Source organism: Streptomyces sp. NPDC098101 (assembly GCF_044760185.1).
Taxonomy (GTDB): Bacteria; Actinomycetota; Actinomycetes; order Streptomycetales; family Streptomycetaceae; genus Streptomyces.
Map to the genome: position 1 here is coordinate 123,104 of NZ_JBIWAS010000007.1, position 23,292 is coordinate 146,395.

Sequence of the window (23,292 nt, forward strand, 5' to 3'; positions counted from 1 at the left end):
GCCCCGGAGGACCGCCCCGTCCCTCACGACCCCAGGATCGTCGTCAGGAACTCCCCCGTCCACGCCAGCAGTTCGCGGCCCACCACCGGCTTGCCGCCGATCTTGCCCGTCGTCGGGCGCGGGACCAGGATCTGGTGGACGGCCGGCTTGATCACCGTGCGCGGGTGGAGGCGCTTGAGGCGCAGCTCCTGGGACTCGCGCAGTTCCACCGGCGCGAAGCGGACGTTCGGGCCCTGGAGGACGATCTCGCCGACCCCGCAGGCGCGGGCCAGCATCCGCAGGCCCGCCACCAGGAGCAGGTTCTCGACCGGCTCGGGCAGCTTGCCGTAGCGGTCGGTGAGCTCCTCCCGCACGGCCCTGATGTCCTCCTCCGAGTTCGCCGAGGCGATGGCCCGGTAGGCCTGGAGGCGCAGCCGCTCCCCCGGCGCGTAGTCGTGCGGCACGTGCGCGTCGACCGGCAGCTCGATCTTGACCTCCAGGGGCGGCTCCTCCTCCGCCCCGCCGTCGAGCGACGCCCGGTAGTCCGCGACCGCCTCGCCGACCATCCGCACGTACAGGTCGAAGCCGACGCCCGCGATGTGGCCCGACTGCTCGCCGCCGAGCAGGTTGCCCGCGCCCCGGATCTCCAGGTCCTTCATGGCCACGTACATGCCCGCGCCCATCTCGGTGTGCTGGGCGATCGTCGCGAGCCGCTCGTGCGCGGTCTCCGTCAGCGGCTTCTCCGGGGGGTACAGGAAGTACGCGTAGCCCCGGTCGCGGCCTCGGCCGACCCGGCCGCGCAGCTGGTGGAGCTGCGACAACCCGAAGTTGTCGCCGCGCTCCACGATGAGGGTGTTGGCGTTGGAGATGTCGATGCCGGACTCCACGATCGTCGTGGAGACGAGCACGTCGAACTTCTTCTCCCAGAAGTCGACCACGACCTGTTCGAGGGCGCCCTCGCTCATCTGGCCGTGCGCGGTCGCGATCCGCGCCTCGGGCACGATCTCGCGCAGCCGCGCCGCCGCCCGGTCGATGGAGTCGACCCGGTTGTGGATGTAGAAGACCTGGCCCTCGCGCAGGAGTTCGCGCCGGATCGCGGCGCCGATCTGCTTCTCCTCGTACGGCCCGACGAAGGTGAGGACCGGGTGGCGCTCCTCCGGCGGGGTGGTGATCGTGGACATCTCGCGGATGCCGGTGACCGCCATTTCGAGCGTACGGGGGATGGGGGTGGCCGACATGGTGAGCACGTCGACGTTGGCCCGGAGCTTCTTCAGCTGCTCCTTGTGCTCGACGCCGAAGCGCTGCTCCTCGTCCACGATGACGAGGCCCAGGTCCTTGAACTTCGTCTCGGAGGAGAAGAGGCGGTGGGTGCCGATGACGATGTCCACCGAGCCGTCCCGCAGCCCCTCCAGGGTCGCCTTCGACTCGGTCTCGGACTGGAAGCGGGACAGGGCCCGCACCTTCACCGGGAACTGCGAGTACCGCTCGGAGAAGGTCCCGAAGTGCTGCTGCACGAGCAGGGTCGTCGGGACGAGGACCGCGACCTGCTTGCCGTCCTGGACGGCCTTGAAGGCCGCCCGCACCGCGATCTCCGTCTTGCCGTAGCCGACGTCGCCGCAGATCAGGCGGTCCATGGGGACGGTCTTCTCCATGTCCTCCTTCACCTCGGCGATGGTGGACAGCTGGTCGGGCGTCTCCGCGTACGGGAAGGCGTCCTCCAGCTCGCGCTGCCAGGGGGTGTCGGGGGCGAAGGCGTGGCCGGGGGCCGCCATCCGCGCCGAGTACAGCTTGATCAGGTCGGCGGCGATCTCCTTGACGGCCTTCTTGGCGCGCGCCTTCGTCTTCGTCCAGTCCGCGCCGCCGAGCCGGTGCAGGGTCGGCGCCTCGCCGCCCACGTACTTGGTGACCTGCTCCAGCTGGTCGGTCGGGATGTAGAGCCGGTCGCCGGGCTGGCCGCGCTTCGCGGGCGCGTACTCCACGAGGAGGTACTCGCGGGTGGCGCCCTGCACGGTCCGCTGGACCATCTCGACGTACCGGCCGACGCCGTGCTGCTCGTGCACGATGTAGTCGCCGACCTCCAGGGTCAGCGGGTCGATGGTCTTGCGCCGCTTGGCGGGCATCCGCTGCCCGTCCTTGCCGGCCGCCTTCTGCCCGGACAGGTCGGTCTCGGTGAGGACGGCCAGCTTCAGGCCGGGGTCGACGAAGCCGTGGTCGATGGAGCCGCAGGCCACGTGGACGACCGAGGGCGCGATCTCGGTGAGGTCGGAGTCGAGGCGGGCGGCGATGCCCTCGCCGCCGAGGACCTCGACCGTGCGGGAGGCGGGGCCGTGGGCCTCGGTCACGTAGACCGTGCGCCAGCCGTCGGCCAGCCAGCCCTTGGTGTCGGCGAGCGCGCGTGCGGTGTCGCCCCGGTACGACTCGGGGGCGCGCATCCCGAGGGCGAGGACGTCGCCGTCGGCGTCGGCCGCGTCCGCCGCGAACGGCGACACCGACCACCAGGGCATCCCGAGCTCGCGGGCCCGGTCGCGGACGTCCGCGATGCCCCACAGGGAGGCCGCGCCGACGTCGATCGGGGCCTCGCCGCCGCCGGCCGTCGCCGCCCAGGACGCCTGGAGGAACTCCTGGCTGGTGGCGACCAGGTCGGCCGCCCGGGTCCGGACCCGCTCGGGGTCGCAGACCACGGCCATGGAGCCCTTCGGCAGCACGTCGAGGAGCAGCTCCATGTCGTCGACGAGGACCGGCGCGAGGGACTCCATGCCCTCGACCGCGATCCCCTCCGCGATCTTGTTCAGGAGCTCGCCCAGCTCCGGGTGCTCCTCGGCGAGGGCCGCCGCCCGCTCCCGTACGGAGTCGGTGAGGAGCAGCTCGCGGCAGGGCGGCGCCCACAGGCCGTGTTCGGCGACCTCCAGGGACCGCTGGTCGGCCACCTTGAAGTAGCGGATCTCCTCGACGTCGTCGCCCCAGAACTCGATCCGGAGCGGGTGCTCCTCGGTGGGCGGGAAGACGTCCAGGATGCCGCCGCGCACGGCGAACTCGCCGCGCTTCTCGACCAGCTCCACCCGGGAGTACGCGGCGGCCGCCAGGCCCGCCACGACCTCGTTCAGATCGGCCGTCTGCCCGGACCGCAGCGCCACCGGCTCCAGATCGCCCAGGCCCTTGACCTGCGGCTGGAGGACCGAGCGGATGGGCGCGACGACCACGCTGACCGGCCCGGCCGCCGGGTCGTCGTCCCTCGGGTGCGCGAGGCGGCGCAGCACGGCGAGGCGGCGGCCGACGGTGTCGGAGCGGGGCGAGAGGCGCTCGTGCGGCAGGGTCTCCCAGGAGGGGTACTCGGCGACCGTGTCGGGGTCGAGGAGCGAGCGCAGCGCGGCGGCCAGGTCCTCGGCCTCCCGGCCGGTCGCGGTCACCGCGAGCACCGGCCGCCCCGAGTCCCGGGCGAGCGCGGCCAGGGCGAACGGGCGCGCGGCGGCGGGGCCGACCAGGTCCACGTGCGGCCGGTTCCCGTCGGCTGCGGCCTTCACCGCCTCGGTGAGGGCGGCGTCCTTGACGACGGCGTCGAGCAGACCGTGCAGGCTCATGGGTCTTTCCATCCCGGAACTGGAGGGCGGACAACGCGAACGGCCCGGCACGTCGCACGGGCCGGGTGATCCCGGACGCGTTCGGCCCGGGCGTCCCCAGCCTACGACGTGCCACTGTCACCCGCCCGAAGGAACCCGGCCACTCGGGAGAGTGAGGCGGCTGGCTCGCCTGCGGCTTGTACGACTAAGATTAGTCCAGCACTTAGTCCACCTTTGCTCCACCTAGCTGTGAGAGGCCGCGATGGAAGCAGCCCGGCAGTACACCCGGCAGTACAACGTCCACGAGGCGAAGACCCACTTCTCCAAGATCCTGGAGGCGGTCGCGACCGGCGAGGAGGTGATCATCAGCAAGTCCGGAGAACCGGTCGCGAAGGTGATCCCGCTCCGGGGGAAGGTCCGGCGCACCGCCCGGGGATCCCTCACCGCGCCGGTCGTCCTCCACGACGACTTCGACGACATGTCCGACGACCCCGGCTTCGCCGAGGCCTTCGGACTCGGCCCGGAAGGCACCACGGAGTGAAGCTGCTGGTCGACACGCACGTCGTCATCTGGTGGCTGCTCGACTCCCCGCAGCTCTCCGACGACGTCAAGGACCTGCTCGACACGGAGGAGCACGCGTACGTCAGCGCCGTCACCCCGTGGGAGCTCTCCGTCAAGCAGGCCCTCGGCAAGCTCGACGGACCGGCCGAACTGCCGGAACTGGCCCGCGACTGCCAGCTCAAGCCGCTCCCGATCACCGCCGAACACGGCATCCGCGCCGGACGGCTCCCCGCCCACCACCGCGACCCCTTCGACCGGATACTGATCGCCCAGGCGCAGACCGAGGGGCTCACCCTCGTCACCCGGGACAAGCACATCCCCCGCTACGACGTGCCCGTGCTCACCGTCTGAGCAGCCGTACGGCCCCGGTACGCGCGTACCGGGGCCGTACGTTTCCCTCCGTACGACCGCTACTCGCTCGCGATCGCGTTCAGGACGTTCATCCGCCCCGCCCGGAACGCCGGGATCAGGGCCGCGAAGAGGCCCACGAAGGCCGAGGCGACGAAGACGGTGAGGATCGTCGGCCAGGGGATCTCCAGGACGCCCAGGCCCTCCAGGGCCAGGATCTTCTGGGCGGCGGTGCCCCAGCCCATGCCCAGGCCGAGGCCGAGGAGCGCGCCGAAGAGGGCGATGACCACCGACTCCAGGCGGATCATGCGGCGCAGCTGGCGGCGGGAGAGGCCGATGGCCCGCATGAGGCCGATCTCCCGGGTCCGCTCGACCACCGACAGGGCCAGGGTGTTCACGACGCCGAGGACCGCGACGACGATCGCCAGGGCGAGGAGCCCGTACACGATGTTGAGCAGCTGCCCGACCTGGTCCTGGAGCTCCTTCTTGTAGTCGGCCTGGTTGCTGACCTTGTACTGCGGGTAGGGCGCGAGCGCGTCCTTGAGCGCCTGGTACGCCTGCGTCTCCTGGCCGTCCTTCGCGCCGGCGAGGAGCAGCAGGCTGTGCGGCATCCGGTCGGCGGGCAGGTAGCGGGCGGCGGTGGTGACGTTGGTGTACATCGCCCCCTTGTCGACGTTCGCCTGGTCGGAGGTGATCGCCGCGACCCTCAGCTTCGCCGGCTTCCCGCCCTTGAAGGCGACGGTCAGCACGTCGCCGACCTTCACGCCGTGCGCGGTGGCGTAGTCGCTGCCGACGGACATGGCGTCCGGCCCGTAGGCGTCCGCGAGCCGCCCGGCGGTGGTCTCCCGGCGCAGGTCCTGCGCGTACGTCGGGTCGGCGGCGGCCAGGCCCTGCTCGGCCTTCTTGCCGCGCGGGTCGGTGACGGTGACGTCGAGCCACTTGTACTCGGTGACGTGGTCGATGCCGGGGGCCTTCTCCAGGGCGGCCTGCGCCTGCGGCACGATCGGCTGCCCGGTGCCGGACTGGACGATGAAGTCGGCGCCGACGGAGCGGTCCAGCTCCTCGGTGGCGGAGGCCACCATGGAGGAGCCGACCACCGACAGGCAGGCGACGAGCGCCAGGCCGATCATGAGGGCGGCGCCGGTGGCGCCGGTGCGGCGCGGGTTGCGCAGGGCGTTGCGCTCGGCCATCCGGCCGACGGGCCCGAAGACCCGCAGGACGACGACGCCGAGGGCGCGGACGACCCCGCCCGCGAGGAGCGGGCCGACGACGACGAAGCCGAGCAGGGAGAGGACGACGCCGAGGCCGAGCCAGCCGGAGCCGGGGGCGGCCTCCTCGGCGCGGGCGGCGGCCACGAGGGCGGCCGCTCCGGCGGCGGTGAGGGCGAGGCCGATCCCGCCCCGGACCCGGCCTGCCCTGCCGTCGGCGGGGGTGCCCGCGTCGCGCAGGGCGGCCATCGGGGAGATCCGGCCCGCCCGGCGGGCCGGGACGTAGGCGGCGAGGACGGTGACGACGACGCCGAGGACGACGCCGACGACCGGGGTCGTCCACTTCACGGTGAGGTCGCCGGTGGAGAGCTCCATGCCCACGGCGGACATCAGCTTCATCAGGCCGACGGCGAGGCCGACGCCCGCCGCGACGCCGGCGGCCGAGCCGACCAGGCCGAGGAGCAGCGCCTCGATCAGGACGGAGCGGTTGACCTGCCTGCGGCTCGATCCGATGGCCCGCATGAGGCCGATCTCGCGGGTGCGCTGGGCGACCAGCATGGAGAAGGTGTTGACGATGAGGAAGATGCCGACGAGGAAGGCGATCCCGGCGAAGCCGAGCATGGCGTACTTCATGACGTCGAGGAATCCGGCGATGTCCTCGCGGCCCGCGTCGGCGGCCTCGGCGGCCGTCTGGAGCTTGTAGCCGTCGCCGAGGACGGCGGCGACGTTCGCCTTGAGGGTCTCGTCGCTCACGCCGGGCGCGGCGTCGGCCGTGATCTGGGTGAAGAGGCCCTCCTTGCCGAGCAGTTCGCGCTGGGCGGTGGCGGTGTCGAAGTAGACGAGGGTGGCGCCGGGGTTGGTGACCTTGAAGTCGACGATGCCGGAGATCTTCGCGGTGAAGTCGCCGTTGACGGAGATGGTCCGCAGTTCGTCGCCGAGCTTCAGGCCGTGCTTCTCGGCGGTGGCGCCGTCCACGACGACGTCGGTGGGGCCGCGCGGCTCGTGGCCGGAGGCGATCTCCACCGAACGCAGCTCGTTCGGGCTCCAGTTGACGGCGATCGTCGGGGCGCCGCCGGTGGAGCCGAGGTTCTTGTTCTTCGCGTCGACGACGGTGACGCTCAGGGAGACGACCGCGCCCTGGACGTTCCGGGCGCCCTCGGCCTTCGCGACCTTCTCCAGGAGCACGGCGGGGAAGGTCTCGGGCCGGCCGGTCTGCGGGACGTCGTCGTCCGTCGCCGCGCCCTTGGGGCTGACGGTGACGTCGGAGGAGGTGGTGGCGAAGAGCTTGTCGAACGTCGTGTTCATCGTGTCCGTGAAGACCAGGGTCCCGGAGACGAACGCGACGGAGAGCAGGACGGCGACGGCGGAGAGCGCCATCCGCCCCTTGTGCGCGAGGAAGTTGCGCAGGGAGGTCTTGAGGACGCTCATGACGTCCGCCCGCGCGCGTCGAAGTCCTTCATGCGGTCGAGGACGGCCTCGGCGGTGGGCCGCTCCATCTCGTCCACGATCTTCCCGTCGGCGAGGTAGAGGACGCGGTCGGCGTAGGAGGCGGCGACCGGGTCGTGGGTGACCATGACGATGGTCTGGCCCAGTTCGTCCACCGAGGTGCGCAGGAAGCCGAGGACCTCGGCGCCGGCCCGCGAGTCGAGGTTTCCGGTCGGCTCGTCGCCGAAGATGATCTCGGGGCGGGCGGCGAGCGCGCGGGCCACGGCCACGCGCTGCTGCTGACCGCCGGAGAGCTCGTTCGGCCGGTGCTTGAGCCGCTCCGACAGGCCGACGGTGTCGACGACCCGGCGCAGCCAGTCGGCGTCCGGCTTGCGGCCCGCGATGTCCATCGGGAGCGTGATGTTCTCGATGGCGCTCAGGGTCGGCAGCAGGTTGAACGCCTGGAAGATGAAGCCGATCCGGTCCCGGCGCAGCTGGGTGAGCTTCTTGTCCTTGAGGCCGGTGATCTCGGTCTCGTCCAGGAAGATCTGCCCGCTGGTGACGGTGTCGAGCCCGGCGAGGCAGTGCATCAGGGTGGACTTGCCGGAGCCCGAGGGCCCCATGATCGCGGTGAACCGGCCGCGGGCGATGTCCACGTCGACGGCGTCGAGCGCGACGACCCGGGTCTCCCCGGAGCCGTACGCCTTGACGACCTGGCGCGCCCTCGCGGCGACGGCCGTAGCCCCTCCAGTACCCCCGTGCCTGGGGATGGTCACAGCCGAAGTCACGGTTTTCTCCTCGGGTCGGAACAGTGGTGGTTTGTAAGTTCAAGTTAAGGAGCGGCGCGGGGACTTCACCTCCTCCGCCGGTACGAACGGCCCCTGGGCCCTATGAGGGAGGAGCCCCTAGGGGTTCCTCCACCCGTGGTCCGAGTGGCACGCTGTCCCCGGGAATTTAGGTGTACGAAGAAAGGAAGGGCGTACGGTGACCGATCCGTCGACGACACGGACCGGGACCGGCCCGGCCCCCGCCCCCGCACCGGCGCGCCGGGGACCCGTCGTCGCCGCGCTCATGCTGGGGATGGGCCTCGCCGCGCTCGACGGCACGATCGTGTCCACGGCCGTCCCTCAGATCGTCGGCGACCTCGGCGGACTCGCCGTCTTCTCCTGGCTGTTCTCCGGCTACCTGCTCGCCGTCACCGTCACCCTGCCGGTGTACGGGAAGCTCAGCGACACCTTCGGCCGCAAGCCGGTCCTGATCGCCGGGGTCGTCCTCTTCCTGCTCGGCTCCCTGCTGTGCGCGGCCGCCTGGAACATGGCGTCCCTCATCGCCTTCCGGGTCGTCCAGGGCCTGGGCGGCGGCGCGCTCCAGGGCACGGTCCAGACGATCGCCGCCGACCTGTACCCGCTGAAGGAGCGCCCGAAGATCCAGGCGAAGCTCTCCTCCGTCTGGGCCGCCTCCTCGGTCGCGGGCCCGGCAGCCGGCGGCCTCCTCGCGGGCTACGCCGACTGGCGCTGGATCTTCCTGATCAACCTGCCGGTCGGCCTGGTGGCGCTGTGGCTGATCTGCCGGTACTTGGTGGAGCCGGAACGGGACCGCGCGGGCGTACGGGCGGGGGCCGGGAAAACGGAGCCACGCGCGGGCGTACGGGCGGGGGCCCGGAAAACGGAGCCACGCGCGCGCGTACGGATCGACTGGGCCGGCGCGCTCTGCGTCTTCGCCACCGGCGTCCTGCTGCTCACCGCCCTCGTCCAGGGCGGCGTCGCCTGGCCCTGGCTCTCGGCACCCTCCCTCGGACTCCTGGGCGGAGCGGCCGTCCTCGGCGCCGTGACGGTCGCCGTCGAGCGGCGCGCGGCCGAGCCGATCATCCCCGGGTGGGTCTGGCGCCGCCGTACGATCGCCGCCGTCAACCTCGCGCTCGGGGCCCTCGGCCTGCTCATGGTCGCCCCGACGGTCTTCCTCCCCACGTACGCCCAAGCCGTCCTCGGACTCGGGCCGATCGCGGCCGGGTTCGTCCTGTCGGCGATGACCCTGAGCTGGCCCGTCAGCGCGGCGCTCTCGAACCGGGTCTACACCCGCATCGGCTTCCGCCGCACCGCGATCCTCGGGATCTCCGGCGCGCTGCTCGTCCTGCTCGCCTTCCCGCTGCTGCCGTTCCCCGGGGAGCCCTGGCAGCCCGCGCTCCTGATGCTGCTCCTCGGCGCGGCCCTCGGCCTCTTCCAACTGCCCCTGATCGTCGGCGTGCAGTCGACTGTCCCGTACGAGGAACGGGGCACGACCACCGCGTCCGTCCTCTTCTGCCGCCAGGTCGGCCAGAGCGTCGGCGCGGCCGTCTTCGGCGCCGTCGCCAACGGCGTCCTCGCCGCCCGCCTCGGCGACGGCGGCGACCTGGACGCCCTGGCCCGCGCCCTGGACTCCCCCGACTCCCTCCCGCCCGCCACGACGGACCTCCTGCGCCGCGCGGTCGACGCGGCGGTGGACTACGTCTTCGTGGGCGCGGCGGGAGCGGCGGCCCTGGCCCTCCTGGTCCTGCTCACCCTGGCGCCCCGCCGCTTCCCGGTGCTGCGGGAGGGAGCGGGGGACGGGGACTGACCCCGTACGGCTCCGGCATGGGGGGGACGGCCCGGCAGTAGGATTCCGGCCCATGACCCACCCCCCGTACGACGCGCCCGAGACCGGGGAGGGGGACGACGACGCGCTGATCGAGAGGCTGCGGGCCTGCGCGTGGGACCCGGGCCGGCGCTTCGACGCGGCGGACGTCCCCGTCGCGTGGCTGACCGAGCGGTACGGCGACGGGCGGCTGGACCAGGACCGCGACGACATCGTGTCGTACGGCGGCGACGGAACGGTCCAGCTCAAGGCGGGAGCCGAGGAGGTGGCCGCCTACTACGCCGACGCTCCCCGTGGGCCGCTGTTCCCGCCGGTCACCCCGGCCGAGGTCGAGAAGGCGGAGCGCCGCATCGGACACCCGCTGCCCGCACTGCTGCGGCGCGTGTACACCGAGGTCGCCGACGGCGGCTTCGGCCCCGACAGCGGACTCGCCTCCCTGACCGGGGGCAACCGTCCCCCCGGGCACCTCCGCGACTGGCCGTGCGCGGTCGACCTCCACGAACGGAACCGGACGCGGGGCGTGCCCGCGTCGTGGCTCCACCTCGCGTACGGCGGCTGCACGATGGAGTGGCACCTCTCGTTGACCGCGGCCGACAACCCGGTGCTCCTCTACGACGCCGACGGCTGGGAGCCCGCCCGGGACGAGGACCCCCACGACGGCCTGCGCCACGCGTCGCCGTCACTGCGCCACTGGCTCCGGACCTGGGCCGACGGCGGCGACGTGTGGACCGAAGCCCTCGGCCGCCGCTCCGGCCACGAGTGACGTCCCGGCCTCGCGGACGGGGGCCGGGGGCTGCTGCTCGTGGAGCGGCTCGCGGACCGCTGGGGCTGGTACCCCAGGGTCGGCGCGCCGGGGAAGACGGTGTGGGCGGAGTGCGTCCTCCCCTGAACGGGCCGTCTAGAAGACGGTGTTGTAGGTCGTCTCCTGGGTGAGGGACACGGCGGTGCCGCGCTTGAAGGGTGCCGACCAGCCGCCCGTACCGGCGTAGAAGGTCTCGGCGCCGTTCGAGGCGACCAGGTCGGCCCGTCCGTCGCCGTTGGCGTCGCCGACGGCCGTGAGCCCGGTGAACCCGCCCCATCCGCCGCCCACCTTGGTACGGGCGGCGAAGGTGCCGTCGCCCTTGCCGAGGTACAGCCAGAGGACGCCGTCCTTGTCACGGGCGACGAGGTCCCCGGCCGGACCGCCGGCGAGGTTGCCGGTGGCCGCCAGCTGGTTGTAGGTGCCCCAGCCGTGGCCGATCTGCTTCCGCGCCGCGAAGGGGGCGGTGGCCGAGCCCGTGCCCTTGTAGAGCCACAGGGCGCCCGCCTTGTCCGTGGCGACGAGGTCCGCGCGTCCGTCGCCGGTCAGGTCGCTGCCACCCGCGAGCTCGGTGTACGTCTGCCAGCCGGACCCGATCCTCGTGCGGGCCGCGAGCGGCTTGTTCCGGTCGCCCGTGCCCCGGTAGAGCCAGAGGACGCCGCTCTTCTCCCGGGCGATCACGTCGGGCGCGGTCGAGCCCGCGACGTCGCCGACGGTCTCCAGCCGGTCGTAGGCTCCCCAGCCGCCTCCGACGCGCGAGCCCCCGGTGTCCGCGAGGGAGCCGCCGGGAGCGGCGGGGCGGGTGCCGAAGCGCCACAGCACTCCGCCGGTGTCCCGGACGAGGAGGTCGGCCGTGCCGTCGTCGTCGAAGTCGTGCGGGGCCGCCGGCCGGGTCACGGTGAACCGGCCGGTGGAGACGGCGTCGGGGCCGATGCCCTCGTCGGGGCGGGCGGTGAGCTGCCACTCGTACGTGCCGTTGCGCGCCGGGGCGTCCCAGTCGGCGGCCTCCAGGTCCTTGCCGTCCCAGTGCCAGGTGAGGTGGCCCGGCAGGCCCGGGGCGACGGGGTTCTGGGCGTACAGGCGGGTGCTGATCGTCCCGCCGCTGCCGACGTGGGTCAGGGTCAGCCACACGTCGGCGTCCGCCCGGGACAGGTCCCAGCCGAAGTCGAAGCCGCGCGCGGCCTGCTCGCCGGTCAGGGTCGTCGGGGTGGTGGAACGGGTGACGGCCAGGACGGTCGACTGCCCGGTGGACGCGACGAGTGCGACGTCCGGACGGCCGCCGTCGGAGCGCGGCGAGACCCGGTAGAGGCCCTCGCCGTGCTCGGGGGTGCCGCCGCGCACGAGGAGGCTGCCGTCGGGGCCCGCGACGGCGGACGAGAAGGCGGTGAGGAGCTGGACCTTCTCTCCGGTCGCGACGGACTGGGCCGTGAACGGCCGCACCGTCGGACGGGGCAGGCCGGGCGCCGAGGTGGACGAATCGATGCGGGCCTTGCTGCCGGACGCCACCCAGCCGCCGACCAGGTACAGCGGGTCGCTCAGGTCGTCGTCCGACGGGATCCACCGCTCGGTGGTGCTGTCGCGCGCGAAGGCGACGATCCCGTGGACGGCCCGGCTGCCGGACATCCGGGCCTCGCGCCAGGCGACGTGGGTGCCGGAGACGGCGCCCTCGCGGGCCCACTGGCCGTCGAACTGGGGGTACCACTTCGAGGTGCCCGAGGCGAGGTCGACGAGGACCTTGACGGTCGTCCCGGTCGCGTCGAGGCTGCACTCGTAGAGCGCGGAGGCGGTGTCGGTCCAGCCCTCGCGGCCGTCGGAGCAGTCGATTCCGGCGCCTCCGGCCACCGCGCGGGCCTTCGGCGGGTTGCCGTCGAGGGTGACGGCGTACTGCTTCTGCGGGCCGCCGGCCACGTACTGCCCGAGGAGCATGGTGGCACCGGCGACACCCTCGAAGAAGAAGCCGTCGCCGAGGGCGTCGAGGTCCACCTCCCGGGGAACCGGGGCGGCCGTGGGCTTCGCCAGGTCGTAGGCCCGGACCACCCGGCCGGCGACCGGGGCGGACCGGTCGACGGTGACGACGAGGTCCGCGCCGCCGGCGGCGGCGTCGGTGGCCCCCGGCAGCACGACGGACGAGCCGTCCGCGTACCAGGTCCAGCGGAACTCCGGCGTGGCGCCGCGGGTCTTCGACAGGAAGCCGCTCGGGCCCGCGCCGACGACGTCGGCGTTGCGCGGGAACGACACGGGGGCCTGCTGGTCTTCCCGCGTCGCGGCGGGCGCGGGTGCGGCCGTGGCCGGGAGCGCGGTGAGCGCCCCGCCGGTGGCGGCGAGTACGACGGTGACGGCGACGGCCGCGAGACGGCGCGCGCGCGGGTGTGCGTGGTTCACGTGGATGTTCCCTCCCCTGGGAGAGGGGAGGTTATCCGACGTCAGACGGCCACCGGCCTTCGGGGGGAGGCGGAAGGGCCCCGCCTACCCCTCGGTCCCGGGCTCTGCCCCGGCCCCGTCCTCGTCCGTCGTCCCCGCCCGGCCCGTCAGCGCCGCCAGCGAGTCGCGGATGTGTTCCATGTGGGAGTGGATCTCGTCCCGGGCCTCCTCGTGCTCCCGCAGGATCCGGTCCGTCGCGCGCTGGACGCGTTCGGCGTCGAGGCGGGCCCGGGTGAGGAGTTCCGCCGCCTTCGCCTCCGCCTCCGCCTGGTCGTGCCGGGCCCGCTCACCGGTCTCCGCCAGGGACCGGCGGGCCTCCGCGAGACGGGCCTCCGCGCGGTCGAACAGGTCCTCGTGGAGCGCGTCCTGCTCGTCCGTGCGGGACCGCTCCTCGCGCTCGGCCTCCTCGCGCGCCGCCTCCTGCTCGGCGGCCCGCTCCGCCAGGAGCTCCGCCGCGCGCCGCTCGGTCTCCTCGAAGACCTCCCGGGCCGCCGCCCGCAGCTCCTCCGCCGCGCGGTCCGCCTCCGCCGTCAGCTCCCCGGCCCGGCCCCGGGCCGCCTCCAGGGTCGCGCGGGCCTTCGCCTCCGCCGCCGCGCGGACGCCCTCCGCGTACGCCGCCGCCGACTCCGCCGCCCCCCGGGCCGCCGCCCCGGCCGCCTCGGCGAGGGCCTGCGCGTCGGCCTCGGCGGCGCGCACCAGCGCCTCGTCCTCCGCCTCCGCGAACTCCAGGATCTTCCGCGCCCGCTCGCCCAGCGACTCGTACCGCTGCGGCGGCAGCCCCTCGACGAGCTCGCGGAGCCCCGCGAGCTCCTTCTCCCGCTCCGTCACCAGGCCGGTCAGCAGCACCGCCCGTTCCCGGGCGTCGTCGCGTTCGGCGGAGAGCGCGGCGAGGAAGCGGTCGACCTGTTCGGGGCGGTAGCTCCGTCCCCGCCCGACAGCGAAACTCATCCCTGGCGTCCCTTCCCTGTGGCCCGAACGTCCAGGATGCTCCATCAGAACGGACAAAAGACGCCCAACGTGTACACACGTCGAGCGCCTTTCGTCACATTCCGTCCGGCCGTGGACCGGGCACGGTCAGAGCAGACCGTCCCACATCTGCTCCAGGAGCACCGACCACCAGTTCTCCGGCGACGACAGCGCCGCCGGGTCCAGCATCGCCAGCTGCGCCTGGAAGTCCACCGTCCAGCGGCCCGCCTGCTCCGGGTTCAGCCCGAACCGCAGCCGCCACATCCGGCCCAGCAGCGCCAGCGAGCGCGTGAACTCCGGCAGCCCGGTGTTCACGAACTGCGGCGGCACCGACTGCCCGCCCGGACCGGCCTCCACCGGCACCGCCACGATGTGCGCGGTCCCGTACTGGACGCAGATCGCCCGCCCGAAGTCCGAACCGAGCACCAGGTACGAGCTCGCGTCCGGCGCCGCCGGGACCTGCCGCTGCGCCGCCAGCTCCGCGAGCGTCGGCACCACCGGCACCGCCGGCTGCGCCCAGAAGAACGGACCGAAGTCCGCCGGGAGCCCCGCCCACACCAGCGTGCGCGCCACCAGCTCCGGCACGCCCTGCCGCGACACCGCCCGCTGGTCGAAGCGCAGGATCCCCGGACCGAACGCCCCGGCCAGCTCCTGCGCGATCGCCTCCGGCGGGACCGGCGGCGCCGGCTGCATCGGCGGCAGCGGCGCCCGCACCGGGGCGGGCCGCGCCGGACCGTCCGCGACCTGGTGCAACTCGCCCTGATGGGTGAGCAGTTGCCGCATCCCCTGCTGCCGGCCCGCGTGGTCGCGACCGTACGGGGCGATGCTGGTGATCCGTGCCTGCGGCCACGTCTCCCGGATCATCCGCGCGCAGTAACCGCCCGGCAGCTCGCAGGACTCCAGCTCCGTGTGCAGTTCGAGCACCTGCTGCGGCGGCACGTTCATCGCGCGCAGCTCGTGCAGGATCTGCCACTCCGGATGCGGGGTGCCGGGCGCCGAACGCCGGATGATCTGCGCCTCGGAACCGTCGGGCGCCCGGTAGCGCAGTACCGCCTGGTAGCCGGGACCGACCGTCGGCTGACCTGTCGGCTGCTGCGGATACCCGTACGCGGGCGGCGGCGTGTGCCCGCCGTGCACCGGCGGCGCCGGGGCGGGCGGGGGCGGCGGACCGGCCGGACCGCCGGGCCCGGGACCCGGGTGCGCCAGCATCGTCGCCGCGTGCGCGACACCACCCGGAGGCGTACCGGGCACGCCCGGCGGCGGCGGGGGCGGCGGAGGAACCCCCGGACCGGCCGGACCGGGCTGCGCCAGCATCGTCGCCGCGTAGTGCACGGGCTGCGGCGGCGTGACCGGACCCGGCGGGGCGGGCGGCGGACCGGGCGGACCCGGCTGCGCGGGCGGCTGGGGCGGCTGGGGCCCGTCGGGCCCGAGCTGCGACACCAGCTGCGTCGGGATGTACGCGTTGCCGCCCGACGACGCGCCCGGCACGCCCGGGACACCCGGCGGGGGCGGCGGGCCGACCGGGCCCCGCCCGCTCTTCGGCGGCGGCGTGGCCTTGCTCGTCGCGGCGTCCGCGATGTCCCCGGCACCCGAGGGCCCCGGCGGCGGAAGCGGCGGGGCGGCCGGACCGGGCGGGGCCGGCGGGGTCGCCGGGGTGACGCCCGGCGGGGGCGGGGCGGCCGGGTCGAGCCGGGGCGCCACGGCGGTCGGCGGCAGTGCGCTGCCGCCCTTCATCAGGGCGGTCGGCGCGTCGGCGCCCACCACCGGCGGCGGGGCGTCCTCGTCGTCCGTCCCCGACAGCGGCGGCGCGAAGACGGTCGCGGGCAGCGGCACCGCCCCGTCCGCACCGCCGGAACTCGCGTTCGCGTCCACCCACGGGCCGCCCACGGGCGCGGCCGCGGGGACGCCGTCCATCGCGGTCGGCTCGTAGGCGTCGTCGGAGGCTGTGCCGGTGCCGGTCGCGGTCCCGGACGCGGGGGTCCCCTGAGCCGGGGTCCCGGAAACCGGCGCCACCGGGCCGGAAGCCGCGTCGGACACCGGGGCCGCGTCCGTCACCGGGGCGTCCGCCGTTCCGGAAGCCGTTCCGGAAACCTCGTCGGACACCGAGGACGCCTCGGACGCCTCCGGCCCGGAGCCCGTGGAGGACACGGACACGGACGCGGACTCGGACGCGGACTCGGACACGGGCTCGGACGCGGACGTAGACGTGGATCCGGACGAGGACCACGACCCGGATGACGACCCGGACCCGGCCGACGACCCGCCCCCGGACGACGACACCGGCACCCCGGAAGAAGTGGAGGACGCCGACGACGCCGACGGCACCGGCCTGTCCACCACGTCCGACACGTCGTCCACCGGACCCGCCGCGCTCGCGCTCTCCTGCGAGGCGTGCGACTCCTCCCTCGGCAGCCCGACCTTGTCCGCCGCGTCCTGCAACCACTCCGGCGGCGTCAGCAGGAACGACGTCTGGTTCAGATCGATCCGGGCCGCCGGCACCGCCGCCTGCGCCGGCACCTCGTCGGCGGACCCGTACTCCTCCTCGTACCGCCGGATCACCTCGCCCACCGGCAGCCCCGGCCACAGCGTCGCCTCACCGCTGTCCCGCGCGATCACGAGCCGCTGGCGCCCGCCGTCCGACGTCGGACCGCCCGCGCGGTCCTCCGCCCACACCACGAACCCCAGCTCGAACTCCCGCACCCGCACCTCGCGGTGCTGATAGCCCGGCAGATCGCCGTTGATCCACTCCTCGGCGCGCTCCTGCGCCTGCGCGAACGTCACCACAGCCAGCTCACTCCCCCACCGGGACCACGGGCACGGCACGCGCGAAGCCGCCGTCCACCATCAGGTTCGCCACCGTCTCCAGCTCCGGCGGATTGCCCGCGAGCCGCTGGAGGAACGCGTCGAAGTCCGCGCCGCAGGGCAGCAGCAGCCGCTCCACCCGCTCGTTCACCGTCCAGCCCGCCGCCGCCTCGCCGGCGTCCCGCGCGTCGTCGTACGCGCAGAACCACACCGAACCGACCGCGTCGCCCCGCACCTTCAGGGCGATCAGACCGCCCTGCACGAACGCGACGCCCAGGTAATCCTTCGTCAGGTGGTCGCGGAGGCACTTGTTCACGTACACGAGGTCGTTGACCCCGGCCTCCTCCCGCACCGTGAAGAACGGCTGGTCCACCAGGAGCCCCAGCTCCGCGTCGAGCGCCGCCCCCACCGGGGCGCACCCGCCCGCCGCCCGCAGGAAGGAGCGGTACGCCCCCGGAAGCCGGTAGCCCAGGTCCTCCTCGACGCCCTGGAGCTGCTGCTCCGAGACCGACACCCCGCCCTTCGGCAGCCCGAAGTGCGCGGGGCGCGTCTCCTGGAGCGGACGCGTGCCCCGCTTCGTCTGGTCCACGGCGGCCGTCGCCACCCCGCCGTGGTGCCGCAGCAGCGCCTTCACCTCGACCGGCACCAGCTCCATCCGGCGGCTGTGCGCCACGTGGTGCCAGGTCCAGCCGTGCGGCGTCGCCACCGCCGGAATCGTGTCCCACAGCTCGTGGCCGGTCGCGGCCATCGCCGCGTTCGCCGACACGTAGTCCGTGAGCCGCAGCTCGTCGACGCCGAAGCCCTCCGGAGGATCCGCGATCTCCGCCGCCGCGCGCGCGTACGGCGAGAAGTCCGGGTAGCCGCGCCCGTCCACCCGCACACCCCTGGGGTGCCGGGAAGCACGGACCGGATCCGGGAAGTGCACGACCTGCCCGGCGTAGGCCGCGTTCGGTGGCGCGGTGTCCTGCCCGAGCCGACCTGTCGTCATGGCGGTTGCCCCCTGCATGGCGTCGCTGACTGCTGCTACCGACAGCCGGACCGCTGGCTGCCGCCGACTGATGCCGCACAGCCTATGCGCTGCCACAAGAGGCCGAACCGGTCCGATCCCACGGTGACCAAACGTCACGACCCCATGACAGGCGCACCATGATTCCGACACACCGAAAGCGCGTTTCGGCGCCCCAGCTTCCCCATATGGCTCCCCATTTGGCAGGCTGTCCCCGCAACTCGGGGGGATTGCAGGAGGGGAAGACCAGCACCATGCACACAGCAACGACGCCCACACAGGGTGACCCACGCCTCAACTGGAGCAGCAGCGCCGAGGCGGGCCGCGCCCCCTTACTGCGTCACCGCCGCGACGGAATCCTTCCCACCGTCGGGGCCGCCCTCTCCGTCCGCGGCGAGACCCTCACCGGCACCGCGGGCCGCGGCGACCGCCCGCCCGCCCTGCACCCGCTCGTCCAGGACTTCCTGGACACCCTCACCAGTGGTCAGCGGGAACGGTTCACCGGCCGATGTCCCGAGGCGATCCTGCTCTCCCGGCACCTCGCCGCCACCGAGGGCGGACGCTCCAAGCGCGCCCAGCGCAAGCCGCTCACCCACGGCGAGGCCCGCCGCTCCCTCAAGCACGCCAAGCTCACCGCCCGGCACATCCGCGAGGACGGCGACCCGCTGCACGGCAGCTACGCGGCACCCTGCCGCTCCTGCACGGCGATGCTCGCCCACTTCGGCGTCCGCGCCGTCGACCCCACCACACCCGTCGAGAACGGCTGACCGCACCCCCATGCCCGACCACAGCACCACCCGCTTCCCGGTCAACGTCGACGCCGCCCTCCGCGAGGCCGGCTGGCAGCCCGGCCGCTGGGACATCAAGCTCGCCGAGGAGTGGGCCGACGCCCTGCGCGCCCACGTCTCCCCCGCCGGGCACCGGCACAGCGTCTTCCCCGCCGTCGTCGAGGCCTGGGCCGAGTTCGGCGGCCTGCGGATCACCGCGCCCGGCCACGGCCGGCAGATAGCCCCCGCCGCCGTCCGCTTCGACCCGCTCGCCGGCCTCCACCTCTCCCGCACCCTCGCGGACCTCGGCCGCGCCCTGGAGACCGAGCTCGCCCCGCTCGGCGAGGAGGGCGACCACCAGGCGGTCCTGGCGATGGACGCGGAGGGACGCGTGTACAGCCTCGACCACGCGGGCGACTGGTACCTCGGCAAGGACATCGACGCGGCGCTCGCGGCGCTGGTGACGGGGGCGCAGCCGACACGGCTGACGGCGGGCTAGGGCCTGTCCGGCGGAGGGCTACACCGTCTCCGCCGCCCGCACCGGCAGCACCGCCGACACCTTGAAGCCCCCCGCGTCCGTCGGACCGGACACGAACGCGCCGCCCAGCCGGGACACCCGCTCCCGCATCCCGACCAGCCCGTTGCCCCCGCTCGGCAGACCGGCGTCCGAGGCCCCCGCGTCCGAGGGGCACGGCCCGTTCTCCACCTGCATCGCGACCTCCGCCCCCCGGTGCGCGAGACGCACCACGACCTCGGCGCCCACCGCGTGCTTGTGGACGTTGGTCAGGGCCTCCTGCACCACGCGGTACGCCGTGCGCTCCACCTCCGGCGGGTACGCGCGCACCTCTCCCGTCACCATCAGCTCCACGACCGTCCCCGCGAGCCGCGACTGCTCGCACAGCGCCTCCAGGGCGTCCAGGCACGGCCCGTCGTCGGCGGCAGCCTCGGCAGCGGCGGCGGCGGCCCGCCCGACGGCGGCCAGCGGCACCGGCGCGGGGGCGGCGGGCACAGTCCCCTCCCGCAGCACCCCGAGCATCTCCCTCAGCTCGGTCAGCGCCTGCCGGCCCATGTCGCCGACGAGGGCGGCGTTCTTCACGGCCTTCTGCGGGTCCTTCAGGGCCACCGCCTGGAGCGCGGCCGCGTGCACCACCATCAGCGACACCCGGTGCGCGACCACGTCGTGCATCTCGCGGGCGATCCGGGTCCGCTCCTCCTGCCGCGCCCACTGGGCCTGCTGCTCGGCCCGGTCGGCGAGGAGCGACAGCTCCTGCTCCAGGCTGTCGGCCCGCTCCCGCAGGCTCTCCATGAGCCGGCGGCGGGCCCCTATGTAGAGGCCGAGGAGGAGCGGCGGCGCGTTGAGCCCGAGGGTCAGGAGGAGCGCCATGCCGGGCACGTACCAGCTGCTCGTCTCCAGACCGGCCCGGGCGATGTCCTGCCGCAGCGAGACCACCGTCACGACGAACACGGCCGTCGTCGACATGGCGGCCAGGACGGCGGTGATCCGGCGGGGGACGTCGGAGGCGGCGAGCGTGTAGAGCCCGACGATCCCCATCAGGAAGCCCATCTCGGCGGGCGCGACGGCGATCGACACGAGCACGACGGCGATGGGCCAGCGGCGGCGCGCGACCAGGACGGAGCCGACGACCAGCCCGAACACCACCCCCACGGGCAGGGGCAGCGCGGCCTTCTCCGCGAACCCGATCCCCTCGAGCCCGCACTCCAGCGCGGACACGACCGCGAGCCCCACGTCGAGAACGGCGCTCCGCCGTCTCCCCCACCACCGGCCCCCGACGCCCGCGGCGTCCCGATCTGCCCCCGTTACGGTCATGCCCACCACCCTACGGGCGGGCCCGGGGCTTTACCGTCGCACTCAGGGGGCCGGGTACGGCATAGTAGAGGCCGCCGGGGACGAGACCGACGACTTGTCCATTTCGACCCCATACGCCATCCCCTGTGGTGTAATTGGCAGCACTGGGGCTTTTGGTGCCCTATGTCCGGGTTCGAGTCCTGGCGGGGGAGCTGTGCGTCGCGGGTCCCGACCTCCACGGTCGGGACCCGCGCTCATGTCCGCCCCCCGACCCCCCGGTATCCTTCGTGCGTCCACCACCCAAAGCCGAAGGGCATCCCCGTGAGCACCAATCGCCCGGCAGCCGTCGTCGTCCTCGCAGCGGGTGAGGGCACCCGCATGAAGTCGAAGACCCCCAAGGTCCTGCACGAGATCGCCGGACGTTCGCTCGTCGGGCACGTCGTGTCCGCCGCGCGGGAGCTGGAGCCCGAGCACCTCGTCGTGGTCGTCGGGCACGCCCGGGAGCAGGTGCGGGGGCACCTGGAGGAGCACTACGCCGGCACCCGGACCGCCGTCCAGGAGGAGCAGAACGGCACCGGGCACGCGGTGCGGATGGCCCTGGAGGAGCTGGGCGAGGCGCCCGAGGGGACCGTCGTGGTCGTCTGCGGCGACACCCCGCTGCTCTCCGGCGAGACCCTGCGCGCCCTGGCGGACACCCACGCGGCCGACGGCAACGCCGTCACCGTGCTGAGCGCCGAGGTCCCCGACTCCACCGGCTACGGGCGGATCGTGCGGGACGCGGCGACCGGCGCCGTGACGGAGATCGTCGAGCACAAGGACGCCTCCGACGCGCAGCGCGCGATCAAGGAGATCAACTCCGGCGTCTTCGCGTTCGACGGGAAGCTGCTCGCCGAGGCCCTGGGCCAGGTGCGGACCGACAACAGCCAGGGCGAGGAGTACCTCACCGACGTGCTGTCGATCCTGCGCGAGGCCGGGCACCGGGTCGGCGCCTCCGTGGCCGCCGACCACCGCGAGATCCTCGGCATCAACAACCGGGTGCAGCTCGCCGAGGCCCGCGGCCTCCTGAACGGGCGCCTCCTGGAGCGCGCCATGCTCGCCGGCGTGACCGTCGTCGACCCCGGGTCGGTCTTCGTGGACGTGACCGTGACCTTCGAGCCCGACGCCGTGATCCTGCCCGGCACGCAGCTGCTCGGCGCCACGCACGTCGCCGAGGACGCCGTGGTCGGCCCGAACACCCGCCTCAAGGACACCGTCGTCGGCGCGGGAGCCCGGGTGGACAACACGGTGGCGGATTCGGCCACCGTCGGCGCGGGCGCCTCCGTGGGCCCGTACGCGTACCTGCGTCCGGGCACGAACCTCGGCCCGAAGGCCAAGGCCGGCACGTACGTCGAGATGAAGAACGCGACGATCGGCGAGGGCACCAAGGTCCCGCACCTGTCGTACGTGGGCGACGCGACGATCGGCGAGTACACGAACATCGGCGCGGCGAGCGTCTTCGTGAACTACGACGGCGAGGCGAAGCACCACACCACGATCGGCTCGCACTGCAAGACCGGCTCGGACAACATGTTTGTGGCTCCGGTCACGATCGGGGACGGCGCCTACACGGCCGCCGGGTCCGTGATCACGAAGGATGTGCCGGCCGGCGCCCTGGCCGTGGCCCGGGGCCAGCAGCGGAATATCGAGGGTTGGGTCGCCCGGAAGCGGCCCGGCAGCGCCGCCGCGCAGGCCGCCCAGAGCACCCCGGAGGGTTCCGCCGGGGAAAGCTGACCGGAAACAGGTGCGCCGAACTCGGCGTACCGTGATACGTGCACACAAATTCGGCTGGTTCGCCCACGCGCACGGGAGCGCGGATCGCGGCCAGAGAACACGTCTGAGGAGACAGTGCTGTGACCGGGATCAAGACGACCGGCGAGAAGAAGCTGATGCTCTTCTCCGGCCGCGCCCACCCCGAGCTGGCCGAGGAGGTCGCGCACCAGCTGGGCGTCGGCCTCGTTCCCACCAAGGCGTTCGACTTCGCCAACGGTGAGATCTACGTCCGCTTCCAGGAGTCGGCCCGTGGTGCGGACTGCTTCCTGATCCAGAGCCACACGGCTCCGATCAACAAGTGGATCATGGAGCAGCTGATCATGATCGATGCGCTGAAGCGGGCCTCGGCCCGCAGCATCACCGTGATCATCCCGTCGTACGGCTACGCCCGTCAGGACAAGAAGCACCGCGGCCGCGAGCCGATCTCGGCGCGTCTGGTGGCGGACCTGCTGAAGACGGCGGGCGCGCACCGGATCCTGACCGTGGACCTGCACACGGACCAGATCCAGGGCTTCTTCGACGGGCCGGTGGACCACCTGTCGGCGCTGCCGGTCCTCGCGGACTACGTGGGCGCCAAGGTCGACCGCTCCAAGCTGACGATCGTCTCCCCGGACGCGGGCCGCGTGCGGGTCGCCGACCGCTGGTGCGACCGTCTGGACGCCCCCCTCGCGATCGTGCACAAGCGGCGCGACAAGGACGTCGCCAACCAGGTGACCGTGCACGAGGTCGTCGGTGACGTGAAGGGCCGCGTCTGCGTCCTGGTGGACGACATGGTCGACACCGGCGGCACCATCTGCGCCGCCGCCGACGCCCTGTTCGCGCACGGCGCCGAGGACGTCATCGTGACGGCCACGCACGGCATCCTGTCGGGTCCGGCGGCCGACCGCCTGAAGAACTCCAAGGTGAGCGAGTTCGTGTTCACGGACACGCTGCCGGTGCCGGGCGCCCTGGAGCTGGACAAGATCACGGTGCTCTCGATCGCGCCGACGATCGCGCGCGCGGTGCGCGAGGTGTTCGAGGACGGTTCGGTGACGAGCCTCTTCGAGGAGCACTGAGCCCCGGAGAAGTGACAGGGAGGGCCGTTTCCCCGATGGGGAGGCGGCCCTCTCCCGTGCTCCCGCTGATCCATTTGGGCGCTTCGGGGGCGGCGGGTAGACTGCCGGGGTTGCTCGGCGAGGGAGGCCGCACCCGTGAGGGGTCGCGGCGGTCCGTTATCGACGCGCTCTT

Annotated in this window: 16 protein-coding genes, 1 tRNA gene and 1 pseudogene; 10 read left to right on the plus strand and 8 right to left on the minus strand. The window is 73.6% G+C overall.

From position 1 onward, the window contains the following. Positions 1–23: 23 nt before the first annotated feature. The gene (gene mfd, locus ACIQVI_RS28120; protein WP_351970368.1) at positions 24–3,557 is read right to left on the minus strand and encodes a transcription-repair coupling factor; all 3,534 of its coding nucleotides are present in this window, start codon (positions 3,555–3,557) and stop codon (positions 24–26) included. 241 nt (positions 3,558–3,798) lie between these two features. Between mfd and ACIQVI_RS28125 the strand changes: the two genes are divergently transcribed. Beyond that, complete coding sequence (locus ACIQVI_RS28125; RefSeq protein ID WP_351970369.1) at positions 3,799–4,077, plus strand: type II toxin-antitoxin system prevent-host-death family antitoxin; 279 nt, start codon at positions 3,799–3,801, stop codon at positions 4,075–4,077. Further along, positions 4,074–4,448 carry a type II toxin-antitoxin system VapC family toxin gene (locus ACIQVI_RS28130; protein WP_351970370.1) on the plus strand — a complete coding sequence of 125 codons (375 nt, stop codon included), beginning with the start codon at positions 4,074–4,076 and terminating at the stop codon, positions 4,446–4,448. Before ACIQVI_RS28125 ends, ACIQVI_RS28130 begins: the two co-directional genes overlap by 4 nt. Before the next feature lie 59 nt (positions 4,449–4,507). Here ACIQVI_RS28130 and ACIQVI_RS28135 read toward each other — a convergent pair whose 3' ends face one another. Further along, positions 4,508–7,081: an ABC transporter permease gene (locus tag ACIQVI_RS28135; RefSeq protein ID WP_403600794.1), complete on the minus strand. Its 2,574-nt coding sequence runs from the start codon at positions 7,079–7,081 to the stop codon at positions 4,508–4,510. Further along, entirely contained in the window at positions 7,078–7,866 is a 789-nt protein-coding gene (locus ACIQVI_RS28140) for an ABC transporter ATP-binding protein (RefSeq protein ID WP_403600797.1), read from the minus strand. Before ACIQVI_RS28140 ends, ACIQVI_RS28135 begins: the two co-directional genes overlap by 4 nt. Positions 7,867–8,062: 196 nt before the next feature. Between ACIQVI_RS28140 and ACIQVI_RS28145 the strand changes: the two genes are divergently transcribed. The 3 genes and pseudogenes from ACIQVI_RS28145 to ACIQVI_RS28155 form a co-directional block, all read left to right on the plus strand. Beyond that, positions 8,063–9,670, plus strand: coding sequence for an MFS transporter (locus ACIQVI_RS28145; protein WP_403600800.1), 1,608 nt, complete (start codon positions 8,063–8,065; stop codon positions 9,668–9,670). Between the two features lie 52 nt (positions 9,671–9,722). Then, complete coding sequence (locus tag ACIQVI_RS28150; protein WP_403600803.1) at positions 9,723–10,451, plus strand: SMI1/KNR4 family protein; 729 nt, start codon at positions 9,723–9,725, stop codon at positions 10,449–10,451. 6 nt (positions 10,452–10,457) lie between these two features. Next, positions 10,458–10,577 (plus strand): annotated as a pseudogene (locus tag ACIQVI_RS28155) (ATP-binding protein); the annotation flags it as partial. Between the two features lie 9 nt (positions 10,578–10,586). Here ACIQVI_RS28155 and ACIQVI_RS28160 read toward each other — a convergent pair. The 4 genes from ACIQVI_RS28160 to ACIQVI_RS28175 form a co-directional block, all read right to left on the minus strand. Next, positions 10,587–12,869: an FG-GAP repeat domain-containing protein gene (locus tag ACIQVI_RS28160; protein ID WP_403600806.1), complete on the minus strand. Its 2,283-nt coding sequence runs from the start codon at positions 12,867–12,869 to the stop codon at positions 10,587–10,589. A gap of 84 nt (positions 12,870–12,953) precedes the next feature. Beyond that, positions 12,954–13,856: a cellulose-binding protein gene (locus ACIQVI_RS28165; protein WP_403600809.1), complete on the minus strand. Its 903-nt coding sequence runs from the start codon at positions 13,854–13,856 to the stop codon at positions 12,954–12,956. Positions 13,857–13,982: 126 nt separating this feature from the next. Continuing rightward, positions 13,983–16,658 (minus strand): SUKH-4 family immunity protein, encoded by a 2,676-nt coding sequence (locus tag ACIQVI_RS28170; RefSeq protein WP_403600812.1) that lies wholly within the window; start codon positions 16,656–16,658, stop codon positions 13,983–13,985. A gap of 7 nt (positions 16,659–16,665) precedes the next feature. Continuing rightward, a complete protein-coding gene (locus ACIQVI_RS28175) occupies positions 16,666–17,664 on the minus strand; it encodes an SMI1/KNR4 family protein (protein WP_351970377.1) in 999 nt (332 codons plus the stop codon). 272 nt (positions 17,665–17,936) lie between these two features. Here ACIQVI_RS28175 and ACIQVI_RS28180 point away from each other — a divergent pair, with 272 nt between their 5' ends. Both ACIQVI_RS28180 and ACIQVI_RS28185 read left to right on the plus strand, forming a co-directional pair. After that, positions 17,937–18,449: a YwqJ-related putative deaminase gene (locus ACIQVI_RS28180; protein WP_402444737.1), complete on the plus strand. Its 513-nt coding sequence runs from the start codon at positions 17,937–17,939 to the stop codon at positions 18,447–18,449. Between the two features lie 10 nt (positions 18,450–18,459). Beyond that, positions 18,460–18,948, plus strand: a complete 489-nt coding sequence (locus tag ACIQVI_RS28185) for an SUKH-3 domain-containing protein (RefSeq protein ID WP_121833961.1) — start codon at positions 18,460–18,462, stop codon at positions 18,946–18,948. Positions 18,949–18,966: 18 nt separating this feature from the next. Here ACIQVI_RS28185 and ACIQVI_RS28190 read toward each other — a convergent pair whose 3' ends face one another. Further along, a complete protein-coding gene (locus ACIQVI_RS28190) occupies positions 18,967–20,277 on the minus strand; it encodes a sensor histidine kinase (protein ID WP_403600816.1) in 1,311 nt (436 codons plus the stop codon). Positions 20,278–20,396: 119 nt separating this feature from the next. Between ACIQVI_RS28190 and ACIQVI_RS28195 the strand changes: the two genes are divergently transcribed. From ACIQVI_RS28195 to ACIQVI_RS28205, 3 genes are all read left to right on the plus strand, one after another. Beyond that, positions 20,397–20,468: transfer RNA gene (locus ACIQVI_RS28195), tRNA-Gln, on the plus strand. A gap of 109 nt (positions 20,469–20,577) precedes the next feature. Further along, positions 20,578–22,026 carry a bifunctional UDP-N-acetylglucosamine diphosphorylase/glucosamine-1-phosphate N-acetyltransferase GlmU gene (glmU, locus tag ACIQVI_RS28200; protein ID WP_403600819.1) on the plus strand — a complete coding sequence of 483 codons (1,449 nt, stop codon included), beginning with the start codon at positions 20,578–20,580 and terminating at the stop codon, positions 22,024–22,026. A 119-nt stretch (positions 22,027–22,145) separates the two neighbouring features. Beyond that, positions 22,146–23,120, plus strand: coding sequence for a ribose-phosphate diphosphokinase (locus tag ACIQVI_RS28205; protein WP_030216703.1), 975 nt, complete (start codon positions 22,146–22,148; stop codon positions 23,118–23,120). Positions 23,121–23,292 lie beyond the last annotated feature (172 nt).

What these genes read in the sequence shown, in the direction of transcription:
- ACIQVI_RS28185 (WP_121833961.1), top strand. Translation starts at nt 18,460, where the DNA reads ATGCCCGACCACAGCACCACCCGCTTCCCGGTCAACGTCGACGCCGCC.
- ACIQVI_RS28125 (WP_351970369.1), top strand. Translation starts at nt 3,799, where the DNA reads ATGGAAGCAGCCCGGCAGTACACCCGGCAGTACAACGTCCACGAGGCG.
- ACIQVI_RS28190 (WP_403600816.1), bottom strand. Translation starts at nt 20,277, where the DNA reads ATGACCGTAACGGGGGCAGATCGGGACGCCGCGGGCGTCGGGGGCCGG.
- ACIQVI_RS28180 (WP_402444737.1), top strand. Translation starts at nt 17,937, where the DNA reads ATGCACACAGCAACGACGCCCACACAGGGTGACCCACGCCTCAACTGG.
- ACIQVI_RS28150 (WP_403600803.1), top strand. Translation starts at nt 9,723, where the DNA reads ATGACCCACCCCCCGTACGACGCGCCCGAGACCGGGGAGGGGGACGAC.
- ACIQVI_RS28135 (WP_403600794.1), bottom strand. Translation starts at nt 7,081, where the DNA reads ATGAGCGTCCTCAAGACCTCCCTGCGCAACTTCCTCGCGCACAAGGGG.
- ACIQVI_RS28175 (WP_351970377.1), bottom strand. Translation starts at nt 17,664, where the DNA reads ATGACGACAGGTCGGCTCGGGCAGGACACCGCGCCACCGAACGCGGCC.
- mfd (WP_351970368.1), bottom strand. Translation starts at nt 3,557, where the DNA reads ATGAGCCTGCACGGTCTGCTCGACGCCGTCGTCAAGGACGCCGCCCTC.
- ACIQVI_RS28165 (WP_403600809.1), bottom strand. Translation starts at nt 13,856, where the DNA reads ATGAGTTTCGCTGTCGGGCGGGGACGGAGCTACCGCCCCGAACAGGTC.